Raw genomic sequence first — 12385 nt, 5'->3', positions numbered from 1 at the left:
GTTCAGCGCAGGTTGGCGAGGTTCGAGATCGACTTGTGCACATCGGACTCAAGGACCTTGGCGACAAGGCGCCCGACGGGTCCGTTGAGCAGGCCGCCGGAGATCTCGGCGGACAGGTCGAAGTGCGAGCCGTCGACGATCTCGTCGACCTTCATCGCGAGGTCGATGCTGATCCCACCGCGGCCCGTGCCGGACAGCGCGATCATCCGCGGCTCGTCGTAATCGGTGACGGTCCAGTGGATGACGTTGCGGAACCCCTTCACCTTGATCAACGACGAGACCTTCGTCCCCTCGGTGATCGTGTCGTGGACCGGGGACTTCCACCCGCCGAAGATGGTCATCCACTCGTCGAATCGCGAGAGGTTGCTGGCGAGTGCCCAGGCCGCGCCCGGGTCGAGGTCCGAGTCGATGCCGACGGAGACTGTGGCCACTGAGTGCTCCATTCCGTGTGGTCGTGCCTGTTGCGAGGTCGTGCCTGTCGGAAGGTCTCTTACCCAACTCGGAGCAGGGCTACTCCGACGGTGTGGTGTCGGTCGTCTCGGTCCCGACCTCACCCAGTGCCTCGGTCAACGCGTCCACGGTGAGCCGCCGCTGCCACGGACGGGCCCCGGCGGCGGTGAGGTGCGCGTCCACGGCCTCGGCGGTCACCGGTTCGGTCAGTCCGTCCCAGCACAGCTGGCGGACGACGTCCGGGGCGAGGAGGTTCTCCACGGGGAGGTGGTGGCTCTCGGCGACGTCTTTGAGCGCGGGGCGGACCTTCTGCATCCGCGCCGCGGCCTCAGGGTTGCGCTGTTCCCAACGGCTCACCGGGGGTAATCCGGGGCCGTTGGTCTTGCGTGCCGGCAGTTCGCTGTCGGGGAGCTCGCGGGCCCGCTGAAGGGCGCTCAGCCAGATGCCGGCCTGCCGACGCTGGCGGGGGCCGCCGAAGATCGGCAGGCGGGTCAGTTCATTGTTCGATTTCGGGTCGACGGTCGCGGCGTTGACGATCGCGGTGTCGGGCAGTACACGGCCCGGGGCGACGTCCCGGCGTTCCGCCAGTTCCTCACGCGCCGTCCACAATTCGCGGACGGCGGCCAGGGCACGAGCCGACTTCACGGTGTGGATGTTGGAGGTCTTGCGCCAGCGGTCGGTGCGCGGCGGGGCCGGCGGGCGCGACAGGACGTAGGCGAATTCCTCGCGGGCCCAGCCATCCTTGCCGGACTCGGCCAGTGCCGCGTCCATCGCGTCCCGGAGTTCGACGAGCACCTCGACGTCGAGCGCGGCGTAGTTCAGCCAGTCGTCGGGGAGCGGCCGCCGTGACCAGTCCGCCGCGCCGTGACCCTTGAGCAGGCCGAGGCCGAGGAACTGGGCGACCATCGCAGCGAGGTTCACCTTCGCCAGGCCGAGCAGACGCCCGGCGAGCTCGGTGTCGTACAGCTCGACGCATTCGAACCCGAGTTCGCGCAGGCAGGGGAGATCCTGGTCGGCGGCGTGCAGCACCCATTCGGGTCCGCGCAGTGCGTCGATCACGGGAGCGAGCGCCTCGGGATCGGCGATCGGGTCGAGCAGGAAGCTGCCGGAGCCGCGTCGTTTGATCTGGATCAGGTAGGCACGCTGGGAGTAGCGGTAGCCCGAGGCGCGTTCGGTGTCGACGGCGATGGGGCCCTCGCCGGCCGCTAGCGCTTCCGCGGCGTCGGCGAACTCCGCAGCGGTCGACAACACCGGCGGGACACCCCCGGCGGGGGCCAGCAGCGGCTCGACCTCGGGGGCCTCGTCCTCGGGGGCGTTGTTCTCGGACTTGTTCTCGGGTGGTGTGTCCACGGTGCTCACGTCGGGCCGAGTTGGGTCACGCCTGCCGGCGGGAGACCGGCAGCCGACGCCAGCACCTCACAGAACGCCTCGAGATGGCCGTTGAGGCCCTCGGCGGTCAGCGCGGTCCACGACGCCCGGACCTCAAGCTGGTGGGCGCGCGGGGGTCCGGCGATGTCGCCGTAGCGCACCGACGTCGTCGACGTGACGGTACCGCCCAGTGCGGTCACCTCGATGCGGTGTGCGGTGCCGTTGGGGGAGGCGGGGGTGCTGCTCTCGCCGACCGGCACGCCGAGGGCGTCGGACAGCCAGCTCCACGCGACCTCGGGCAGCAGCGGATCCATCGCCAGGGCGGCCTCGACCTCGGCCTGCAGGTAGGCGACGAGGCGGATCGTCCCGTTCCAGGCGTCCTGGCCGGCCGGGTCGTACAGCAGGATGAGTCGTCCGAACGCGGTGCCCTGAGAATCGGTGGGGACGACGTCGGGGTCGTCCGGCGGGCGCACCTCGGCGCCGACCGCATAGCTGTACGGCGCGAGCCGCTGCGGCGGGCGGATGGGTCCGACCTCGATCTCACGGCGGACGCGGGCAGCATGCAGCGACTCCACCGCCGCGCGGAAATCAGCAGGCTCGTCCGGAGCTCCCGAGGAAGTCACCGTTCGACCGTAGGTGTGTCGTGCCTGGCAGCGGCGGAGGCGCGCCGAGTCACCGGCCCCAGAAATGGGGACGCAGACCCAGAAGTGTCGAACCGGGCAGGCCGGGGCAGGTCAGATCGCCGAACATGGCAGAGTAAGCGGTGATGTCGAACGTAACTGGTACCCGGGTCCATCGGTCGCACCTGCCGCTCGTCGCCGCGGCCACGGGTGGGACCCCGTCACGCCGTCCGGTGTGGTTCATGCGGCAGGCGGGCCGTTCGCTGCCCGAGTACCGCGCGATCCGTGCGAACCATGGCATGCTCGAATCCTGCTTCGACGCCGAGCTGGTGTGTGAGATCACCATGCAGCCGGTGCGCCGGCACGACGTCGACGCCGCGATCCTGTTCTCCGACATCGTCGTCCCGCTCAAGGCCGCGGGTATCGACCTCGACATCGTCGCAGGCACCGGTCCGGTGATCGCCGAACCCGTGCGGTCGGCCGACGCCGTCTCCCGCATCCCGCGCCTCGAACCCGCCTCGGTCGGCGCGATCTCCCACGCCATCGAACTGCTGCTCGCCGAACTCGGCGACACCGCGCTGATCGGTTTCGCCGGCGCGCCGTTCACCCTCGCGTCGTACCTCATCGAGGGCGGGCCGAGCCGCAACTACGAACGCACCAAGGCGATGATGCACGGCGACCCGGAGACCTGGACCGAGCTGATGGCCCGCCTGGCCGACATCACCATCGCCTTCCTGAAGGTCCAGCTCGACGCCGGTGTCGACGCCGTCCAGCTGTTCGACTCCTGGGCCGGCATGCTCTCCGCTGCCGACTACCAGCGTTTCGTGGCACCGCACAGCGCCCGCGTCCTCGCCGAGGTCGCCGGCTACGGCGTCCCGCGCATCCACTTCGGCGTGGGCACCGGTGAACTGCTGGCACCCATGGCCCATGTCGGGGCCGACGTCATCGGCGTCGACTGGCGGGTGCCGCTCGACGAGGCCGTCCGCCGCGTCGGACCGGGCAAGGCCGTCCAGGGCAACCTCGACCCGACCCTGCTCTTCGCGGGACCCGAGGTCGTCGACACCGAGATCCGCCGCGTGGTCGCCGACGGCGACCGGGCGATCGCGGCCGGCGCCATCGGCCACATCTTCAACCTCGGTCACGGGGTCCTGCCGGGCACCGACCCGGACGTCCTCACCCGCGCCGTCGAGCTCATCCACAGCCTCTGATGGCACCTCGGCTCCGGATCGCGGTCGTCGGCGGAGGTGTCTCCGGCCTGACAGCCGCGTACCGGCTGCGTGGCGCGCTCGGCGCCGACGCGCAGATCGACGTGCTCGAAGCCGGCGAACGGCTCGGGGGTGTCCTGCACACCGCGACGGTCGGCGGCCAGTCCGTCGACGTGGGGGCCGAGGCGTTCATCGTCCGACGACCCGAAGCGCTGGGCCTGGTCAACGAGCTCGGCCTGGGGGACCGGGTCGTGTCACCGACCGGCCGACGCCCGTCCGTGTGGTCCGGAGGCGGCCTGCACCCACTGCCGGCCCCGGCGCTCATGGGTATCCCCGCGACCCCCGAGGCGGTCGCCGAGGTCGTCGACCCCGCCGACCTGGAACGTCTCCGCACCGAGACGCAGCGCCCCTGGCATTGGGACCCGTCCGCGGACCCGACGGTCGGAGACCTCGTCGCCGACCGTTTCGGCGCGTCCGTGGTCGCCCGCAGCGTCGACCCCATGCTGGGCGGTGTCTACTCGAGCCTCGCCGGCGACATCGGGCTGCGTGAGGCGCTCCCCGCGCTCGCGGCACGACTCGATGCCGGTGCGCCCAACCTGACCGCGGCCGTCTCCGGTCTCGTCGCCGACGCCACCGGCACGGGACCTGTGTTCGGCACCCTCGTCGGTGGCTACCGGGTGCTGCTCGACGCACTCCGATCCGCTGCCGCCGTCGAACCCGAGCTCGGCGCGTATGTCCGGGGTCTGGCGCCCACCGCAGGCGGCTGGTCGTTGGACGTCGCCGGCGATGCCCGCGACTACGACGGCGTCATCCTGGCCATCCCGGCTTGGCAGGCCGGCCACCTCCTGCGCGGCTCCCTGCCCGACTTCGCCACCCCGCTGCGCACGGTCCGCGGCGCGTCATCGGTGGTGGTGTCGATCGCACTCGCCCCCGGCACGCCGGTGCCCGACCACTCCGGCGTTCTCGTCGGGACGGGGGAGAGCCTGCGCGCCAAGGCATTCACGCTCAGCTCGCAGAAGTGGGGACATCTCTCGCACGACGACGTGCCGGTCTCGGTGCGCGCGTCGTTCGGCCGGTTCGGCGCACCGGTTCCCGACGCGGACGTCGAACCCGGCGTCGACGACCGGCTGACCCGCGAGGCGCTGGAGGATCTCGACGAGGTGTGCCGGGCCGCCGGCGTGGTACCCGCGTCGCCGAACGTCGTCGACACCTACGTGCAGCGCTGGACCAACGGGCTGCCGGTCTACGGCCCCGGACATCTCGCCACGATGGCGCAGGTGGCCGCGTCCCGGCCGCGTCGGCTCGCACTCGCCGGGTCGTCGTATGCGGGGGTCGGTGTCCCGGCCTGCATCGGCCAGGCCGGACGCGCCGTATCGGCTCTGCTGACCGACCTGACCTGACTGTTCGTCCCACCGGAGGCGGTGGCAACATGTCAGTCATGGCCCGCTTGGATTACGCAGAACTCAACTCCACGATCCGCTACCTGATGTTCTCGGTGTTCGCCGTCCGCCCCGGCGAGCTCGGCACCGACCGGGACCAGGCCAAGTCGGATGCCGCCGACTTCTTCAAGTCCCTCGAGGACACCGGTGTCGTGGTCCGCGGCGTGTACGACGTTTCGGGCCTCCGCGCCGACGCCGATTTCATGATCTGGTGGCATGCCGCCGACGTCGAGTCCATCCAGGCCGCCTACGCGAAGTTCCGTCGCGAGACCGTCCTCGGCCGCGCCTGCAACCCGGTGTGGAGCAATGTGGCGCTGCACCGGCCCGCAGAGTTCAACAAGAGCCACATCCCGGCGTTCCTCGCCGGTGAGGAAGCGGGCAACTACATCTGCGTGTACCCGTTCGTGCGGTCCTACGAGTGGTACCTGCTGCCCGACGAGGATCGTCGCAAGATGCTCGCCGACCACGGCAAGGCCGCCCGCGAGTACAAGGATGTCCGCGCCAACACGGTGTCGTCGTTCGCCCTCGGTGACTACGAGTGGCTGCTCGCCTTCGAGGCACCAGAACTGCATCGCATCGTCGACCTGATGCGTGACCTGCGCGCCACCGAGGCCCGCATGCACGTCCGTGAGGAGACGCCGTTCTTCACCGGACCGCGCGTCGAGGTCCCTGCGCTCATCGACGCGCTTCCCTGATCCCAGAACATCCCCCCCAGGGGCATCCGCGGCCATCGCGGGTGCCCCTGTCTGTTCGGTCCATCGGATGAAACCGGGCCGATCCGCTGCGTAGCAGCACGTCAGGGCGGAATGTGAGCTTCGTCTCACCCGAGGCGACGCAACATCCTGACTCGACGTGGAGGAACCCTCACGATGCTCCGTATCGTCCCTGCCGCACGCGTGCTCGCGGCCTTCCTGTTCTCGACAGCACTGGCCGGAGGCGTCGCGATCGCCGACGCCGAGCCCTGTCTGATCGACATCGGCAACGGGCAGTTCGCCCCGTGTGCGCCGGGGGTGGTCTCGCACTCTCCCGACGACCCGGGCGGCGGCAACGATCCAGCATCCGAGCCGGCGTCGTTCGAGCACACGCTGGTGGACACGACTCCGCCGGCCGCCGCGGAGGAACCCGCGGAAGAAGAGCCCGTCGAGAGTGAGCCGCCGGCCGTGAAGTGACGTCTGAACGACCGTCTCCGGTAGAGGCACCCGCGGACACCGCGGGTGCTTCTTTTCTTTATTTCGTTGTGGCACAAGCGACTTGGTCATTCGACCCATGTCACTCCAGCAGACGAAAAACGGACAATTCGCCTGCCGACTCTGTTATGACATGGAATGTGAGCTTTGTCTCACAAGGGATGCAACGACGTTCTACTCGACGTGAAGGAACCCCCGATGACCCATATCGTCCCCGCGGCCCGCCTCCTCGCAGCGTTGGTCTTCTCGGCCGCCCTCGCCGGTGGCGTCGCGACCGCGAACGCCCAACCGTGCCAGATGCTTCTACCCAACGGGAAGCTCGCCCCGTGCGCTCCCGACGTCATCTCCACGGCGCCCGGTGAGTACGGAGGCGGCGGCAACGACGGCGCCTCCGACCCCGCTTCGTTCGAGCACACGCTGCTCGACACGACCCCGGCTGTCGCGGCGCCGGAAGAGGAGCCGACCGACGGGCCGGTGGACGAGAACCAGATCGAGGTCCCGCAGCCCGAGGAGAAGGACCCGGACAAGGAGAAGGAAGAGAAGGCGCAGAAGGAGAAGGAGGAGCGGGAGCAGAAGGAGCGGGAGCAGAAGGAGCGGGAACAGAAGGAGAAGGAAGAGCGCGAGCAGAAGGAAAAGGAAGAGCAGGAACAGAAGGAGAAGGAGGAGAAGGAACAGAAGGAGAAGGAGGAGAAGGAACAGAACGGCTAGTCCTGATCCCTCCCTTCGGCCCCCTTGTGCTACTGCATCATTCGGCCGGCTCGAGCTTCAGGCTGATCGAGTTGATGCAGTAGCGCAGGTCGGTGGGGGTGTCGTAGCCCTCACCGGCGAACACATGGCCCAGGTGGCTCTTGCAGTTCGCGCAGAGCACCTCGACCCGCTTCATGCCGAGTGAGTTGTCCTCGACCTCGATGATCTTGTCTCCGGCGAGCGGGGAGAAGAACGACGGCCAGCCGCAATGCGATTCGAACTTCTGCTCGCTGCGGAACAATTCCGTGTCGCACGCCCGGCAGCGGTAGACGCCGACCGTCTTGGTGTCGGTGTACTCACCGGTGAAGGGTGCTTCGGTGCCGGCCTGGCGCAGTACCCGGTACTCGGCCGGGGTGAGGCGCTGCTTCCACTCCTCGTCGGTGAGGTTCGCGAGGTTCTCGGTGTCGGGCTTGCTGTCGGTCATGGGTTCCACGTTAGCGCGGAGCGCGGCATGCAACTCAGGAGCGCGGAGCGCGGCATGCAACTCAGTAGCGCGGACAGAGCCGACGCTACTTCGACAGCGACAGCTCGTCGTCGGACTTCGTCGTCGGCGTCGGGGGAGCGTCGTGCTCCGATCGCATCACCACGTCCTCGCCGGCGACGCCGTCGGACCGCATGTCGAGCCAGCGGAACAGCAGCGAGCAGAACACGGCGATCATCAGCAGCGACCATCCCCAGGTCACCTTGTTGTACTCGACCATCCAGCCGAAGGCTGTCCAGCGTTGCGAGTAGAAGCTGTCGAAGGTCATGCAGCCGTATACGCCGAGCCAGGCCGGCCAGTTGCGCATCGCCGATCCGGGTAGGAGCACCGTCATCAGCAGTGGGAAGAGCAGCATCGAGTAGTAGCCCTGGCCCAGTGAGCCGACGAGGAAGGTGGTGCCCAGTAGCACACCCGACGACGTCGCGAGCCAGAGGAGCTCGTTGGTCTTGCGGTAGTAGCGGTACAGGAACCACAGCGAGAATGCGGCCATCAGCACGAAGGCGACGCGCAGCAGCAGCACCAGCCACGGCGCGACGCCGAAGTAGGCGCCGTTGCCCGCGATCGAGCTGTTGTAGTAGTCGCGGGCCTCGCCCAGGTAGGGGACCGTCCGGCTGATGAAGGCGTCGGCGTCCACCGACATCGGCCAGGCGATCGCGGTCAGCACGAGCGGGACCACGATGGCGAAGGCGAACACGCGCCACTGCCGGTTGAGCAGCGGCAGCAGCATCAGCGGCGCCAGAACGGGCTTCACCGACAGCGTCAGGCCCATCGGGACGCCCGCCCACCAGTCGTGCCGCGACCGCATCAGCATCAGGAAGGCGATCATGCCCAGCAGCACGAACGAGTTGAAGTTGGTGAAGATCAGTGTGTGCGAGACGGTCTCGGTGAAGAAGAAGACGAACAGCACCGTCGGCATGACCCACGAGTTCAGGGCGTACCCGAACATCCGGGTCAGCAGGTAGGCGCAGACGAGCAGGACCACGACGCTGACCGCGATGAACGCCCACCGCGCGCGTTCGTAGTCGATGACCGCGACCGGTGCCATCAGCAGCGTGCCCGACGGCGGGTACAGGTAATGCGGGTCGACCGTGCCGTAGTTCTCGCCGTAGACCGGCAGGTTGTTCAGGAAGTTGTAGGCGGCGGCGTACACCGGCTTGAAGTCGTCGGTGCGGTCGCCGTTGACACCCAGGAACAACGAGCGGTGCACGACCATGAACAGGCTGATCGGCCACAGGATCATCGGGATGATCCGCTGCGCACTCATCTGGGGATAGAGATACCTGTCGAGATTCGCCACCCGCGCACCGTACTACGGGTGGCCTCCGACGCTCCGCAGAACCCTCCGGGCCAGCACCGATCCGCCTCGGCTCAGGCGGGGCAGCCGCGCTGGGTGGGCCCGCCGAGGGGAGTCTTCTTCACGTATTCGACCGCCACCTGGGCGGCGCAGGCGCTGCGACCCAGGACCGAGAAGCCCAGCCCGTCCCAGCTGACGGTGACGGGCTCGGCCCCGGCGTTCATGAACAGCGGGACGAGGGTGTTCGCGCCGTCGCCACCGTTCACCGGGTCCCGGGTGCCGTTGAGGACCAGCGGGTCGGCGGGCAGGGACGACGGCGGGCGGACCGCGCTGCCCGAGGCCCAGCCGTTGCAGCGCACCAATGACAGGGCGCTGTCGGAGCCGGTCAGGGGACTCTGCTTGGTCCAGGCCTCGACGAGTCCGGGGATCTCGTTCTGGCCCACCGGGCCGGTGACGTCGTTGCACCGCGACACCAGGGCGCCGTCGGTCGTCCGCAGGGCCGCGGCCCGGTCGGCGAGCCGGACGAGCGCGCCGGTGTCGCCGCGGTCGGCGGCGGTGATCGCGCGGGACAGATCGAGCAGCGACTCGGGGCGATCGGAGGCGAGCGCGAGTGTCGTGGTGATGGCGTTGAGAGCGGTGGTGTCCGACAGTCCGTCGAGACGTCCGTCCTTGGCCTTGGTGAGGAGGCCGGTCATCACCCGTACCCCGTTGGTGCCGAGGGTGCACCCGTCGAGCGTCGAGCATCGCTGCGCGAATCCCTGCAGCGCGGTCTGGACACCCTGAGCGCGAAGGTGTGCCCGATCGCGGGCGTTCGCGCCGAACGGCGTCGGGGTGTCGAGGATGATGCGTCCCGCGCGGCCGCCGTAGAGGGAGGAGTACGCCAGGACGACGTCGGAGCCCTCACCGACACCGATGAGACCCAGGTGTTCGACGCCCCAGCGCTGCCGGAGGGTCTCGAGGTCCGCGGCGGCGAACTGCGCCCCGAAGTTGAGCTGGTACGGCGTCAGGGTCTCGGTGCAGCCGTCCGAGGCCGACGATGCAGCCGAGGCGAGCCGGGAGATGCGGGCCTGCGTGCTGGTCCCGCGTGCGGTGAGTCCGTTGTCGGCGATCGTGCTCCGCTCGAGCCTGGTCATGCAGTCGAGGTCCCCGCTCTGGGGGATGCCGCGATGGTCGACGGCCACCACCGGGTGGGCGTCGAGAAAGGCCCGGCCCGGCCCGGACGACATCACCATCAGCGTGCGGGACGACGGGAGATCCGATCCCGAGGTGAGGACGAGCGGCGGGGCGTCGGCGGGTGTCGCGGCGGTGCGGGCCCGGGTAGCCGCGATGCGTACGACCTCGCCGTCGGGCTTGTTCCGGTCGACGGGGGAGTCGAACTCCGCGCATTCGACGGTCACCCCGGCCGGGCGGGCGATGCCGTAGCGTCCGGCGGTCCCTGCCGCGCAGTCCGACCACTCGAGGTCGGCCTTCGGCACGGCGAGCGCCGGCGCCGGGGGCGGCGCGGACGACGAGGGTGCCGGACCCTGACCGCCGCCGCCACCGGGGATGAGTTCGGGACCGCGGTCGGGGCCCACGGCGCACGACGACACTCCGATCGCGACGATCACACCCAGGACTGCCGTGACGGCGTGCGCTCTTCGCATGTCCGCGAGCGTAGTCAACGACGACCGGTGACGGCCGTGCGGTGATCCGTTCGGATCGGTCAGTGGATGGACGATCGACCGTGACGCAGCCAGCGCGTGAAGACGTAACCGTCGTCGTCGGTGATGATCGCGGCCGGTGACATCCCCTTGAGTGCGGCGGACTCGTCTTTCCCGTCGCCGACCTGCACGGCGATGCGGCCGGCATCCCCACCGGCCAGATGAGGGCTGGTCGTGAGGCACAGTTCATCGAGCAGGTCGGCGGCGATGATCGAACCGAGCAGGCTCGGGCCGCCCTCGCAGAGCACCCGCGGCCAACCTCGCTCGCCGCAGGCATCGATCAGGGCAGAGGTGTCGACGGCGTCCTCGCAGCAGTCGATCAGGGTGGCGCCGGCGTCGACGAGTGCGGTGCGGCGCTCTGCGGGGGCCGACGCGCAGGTGAGTACGACGGTGTCGGGGTGGCTCAGCGGCGGGTAGTCCGGCGGGATCGAGAGCGACCGCGACACCAAGGCGAGCGCGGGCGCGGGCGCCTGTCCGTTCGCTTCCCGGAGGTCGGCGAACGCGGAGTCGGGTCGCGGCTGGCGATACCCCTCGGTCGTCGCCGTCCCGGCGCCGACGAGGATGACGTCGGCGAGTCCGCGCAGGACCCGGAAGACGGTCTTGTCCCCGTCGCCGCCGAGTCCGCCCGACTTCCCGTCGTGGGTGGCCGCGCCATCGATCGAGGCGATCATGTTGGCCCGGACGAAGGGGGCCGCGGCGCCGGGCCCCTCTGACGGCCGCGGTGGATAGCGGTAGTGCTCGGCCAGGCCGAGCAGTGTCTCGTTCCCCTTCTCGCCGGACTCCGCGGATGTGACCTGGGTCGCTTTCTGCAGGTGGAACATGCATCCATACTTCCGGAGATCGCTACTCTCCACACATGGCGGCCCGACTTTGCGATCGCAACCCTGCGACCTCGCCGGACGCACTCATCGATGAGATGGTGCCTCCGTCGACCTTCGACGACGTGAGCTTCGACTCCTACATCCCCGATCCGAAGGAGCCGTCGCAGGCCGAGGCGGTCGCCAAGGCGCGCGACTTCGTCGCCCGGGCCTCCAAGGCCCGCTCCGGGAAGAAGGGCCTGTTCTCCCGCAAGGCGCCCGCGCAGGGGATCGGCCTGTACCTCGACGGCGGGTTCGGTGTCGGCAAGACCCACCTCCTGGCCTCGATCTACCACTCCATGCCCGAGCCGAAGTCATTCGCGACCTTCGTCGAGGTCACCCACGTGGTCGGCGCGCTGGGCTTCGTCAATGCCGTCGAGCGCCTCTCGAAGCACACCGTCCTCTGCATCGACGAGTTCGAACTCGACGATCCCGGCGACACGATGCTCGTGTCGCGCCTGCTCACCGAGCTGACGGCGAAGGGTGTGTCGGTGGTCGCCACCTCGAACACCCTGCCCGGCCAGCTCGGCGAGGGCCGGTTCGCGGCCCAGGACTTCCTGCGCGAGATCCGCAAGCTCTCGGCGGTGTTCGAGACGATCCGCGTCGACGGCCCCGACTACCGTCACCGCGACCTGCCGCCGGCCCCGGACCCGCGCACCGAGTCCGAGCTGGTCGACATCGCCGACTCCACCGAGGGTGCGACCCTCGACGAGTTCGACGCGCTGTGCGATCACCTGAGCACGCTGCATCCGTCGAAGTACAAGGACCTCGTCGACGGCGTCTCGCTGGTGTGCATCACAGGCGTCCACCCCGCCAAGGACCAGTCGGTGGCGCTGCGTCTCGTGGTGCTCGCCGACCGCCTTTACGACGCGCACGTCCCGGTGACGGTGTCCGGCGCCAAGCTCGACGAGATCTTCACCGACGAGATGCTCGCGGGCGGCTACCGCAAGAAGTACCTGCGCGCGACCTCGCGTCTGCTGGCCCTGTCGCGGTTCGCCGAATCGGCTGCCTGAGGGTTTCTGCGGCCTGCGCTGAAA

The 12385-nt window shown here is 69.3% G+C and carries 13 protein-coding genes; 6 read left to right on the top strand and 7 right to left on the bottom strand.

Going from position 1 to position 12385, the window contains the following annotated elements:
- Positions 1-2 precede the first annotated feature (2 nt).
- From LQD00_RS22085 to LQD00_RS22075, 3 genes are all read right to left on the bottom strand, one after another.
- Positions 3-431: a type II toxin-antitoxin system Rv0910 family toxin gene (locus LQD00_RS22085; protein WP_232719420.1), complete on the bottom strand. Its 429-nt coding sequence runs from the start codon at positions 429-431 to the stop codon at positions 3-5.
- Positions 432-510: 79 nt separating this feature from the next.
- Positions 511-1800 (bottom strand): HRDC domain-containing protein, encoded by a 1290-nt coding sequence (locus LQD00_RS22080; RefSeq protein ID WP_232719419.1) that lies wholly within the window; start codon positions 1798-1800, stop codon positions 511-513.
- A 5-nt stretch (positions 1801-1805) separates the two neighbouring features.
- Positions 1806-2441 (bottom strand): DUF3000 domain-containing protein, encoded by a 636-nt coding sequence (locus LQD00_RS22075; RefSeq protein ID WP_232719418.1) that lies wholly within the window; start codon positions 2439-2441, stop codon positions 1806-1808.
- A gap of 143 nt (positions 2442-2584) precedes the next feature.
- On the opposite strand from LQD00_RS22075, the gene hemE reads away from it, so the two are divergent.
- The 5 genes from hemE (at position 2585) to LQD00_RS22050 (ending at position 6977) form a co-directional block, all read left to right on the top strand.
- The gene (hemE, locus tag LQD00_RS22070; RefSeq protein ID WP_232719417.1) at positions 2585-3646 is read left to right on the top strand and encodes a uroporphyrinogen decarboxylase; all 1062 of its coding nucleotides are present in this window, start codon (positions 2585-2587) and stop codon (positions 3644-3646) included.
- Positions 3646-5043, top strand: coding sequence for an FAD-dependent oxidoreductase (locus tag LQD00_RS22065; protein WP_232719416.1), 1398 nt, complete (start codon positions 3646-3648; stop codon positions 5041-5043). Before hemE ends, LQD00_RS22065 begins: the two co-directional genes overlap by 1 nt.
- A 38-nt stretch (positions 5044-5081) precedes the next feature.
- A complete protein-coding gene (gene hemQ / locus LQD00_RS22060) occupies positions 5082-5777 on the top strand; it encodes a hydrogen peroxide-dependent heme synthase (protein ID WP_232719415.1) in 696 nt (231 codons plus the stop codon).
- A 174-nt stretch (positions 5778-5951) separates the two neighbouring features.
- On the top strand, positions 5952-6251 hold the full coding sequence (locus LQD00_RS22055) for a hypothetical protein (RefSeq protein WP_232719414.1): 300 nt from the start codon (positions 5952-5954) through the stop codon (positions 6249-6251).
- A gap of 216 nt (positions 6252-6467) precedes the next feature.
- A complete protein-coding gene (locus LQD00_RS22050) occupies positions 6468-6977 on the top strand; it encodes a hypothetical protein (protein WP_232719413.1) in 510 nt (169 codons plus the stop codon).
- A 37-nt stretch (positions 6978-7014) separates the two neighbouring features.
- Here LQD00_RS22050 and msrB read toward each other — a convergent pair whose 3' ends face one another.
- From msrB to LQD00_RS22030, 4 genes are all read right to left on the bottom strand, one after another.
- Complete coding sequence (msrB, locus tag LQD00_RS22045) at positions 7015-7440, bottom strand: peptide-methionine (R)-S-oxide reductase MsrB (RefSeq protein WP_182372123.1); 426 nt, start codon at positions 7438-7440, stop codon at positions 7015-7017.
- 85 nt (positions 7441-7525) lie between these two features.
- Positions 7526-8794: a glycosyltransferase family 87 protein gene (locus tag LQD00_RS22040; protein ID WP_232719412.1), complete on the bottom strand. Its 1269-nt coding sequence runs from the start codon at positions 8792-8794 to the stop codon at positions 7526-7528.
- 71 nt (positions 8795-8865) lie between these two features.
- A complete protein-coding gene (locus tag LQD00_RS22035; RefSeq protein ID WP_232719411.1) occupies positions 8866-10434 on the bottom strand; it encodes an alpha/beta hydrolase in 1569 nt (522 codons plus the stop codon).
- Between the two features lie 59 nt (positions 10435-10493).
- Positions 10494-11312: a pyrimidine reductase family protein gene (locus LQD00_RS22030; protein WP_232719410.1), complete on the bottom strand. Its 819-nt coding sequence runs from the start codon at positions 11310-11312 to the stop codon at positions 10494-10496.
- Positions 11313-11347: 35 nt separating this feature from the next.
- On the opposite strand from LQD00_RS22030, the gene zapE reads away from it, so the two are divergent.
- The gene (zapE, locus tag LQD00_RS22025) at positions 11348-12361 is read left to right on the top strand and encodes a cell division protein ZapE (protein WP_232719409.1); all 1014 of its coding nucleotides are present in this window, start codon (positions 11348-11350) and stop codon (positions 12359-12361) included.
- Positions 12362-12385: the final 24 nt, after the last annotated feature.

Source organism: Gordonia metallireducens (genome assembly GCF_021245825.1).
GTDB lineage: Bacteria > Actinomycetota > Actinomycetes > Mycobacteriales > Mycobacteriaceae > Gordonia > Gordonia namibiensis.
The sequence above is the reverse complement of the archived record's forward strand: the minus strand, read 5'-3'. Positions and strand labels throughout refer to the sequence as shown.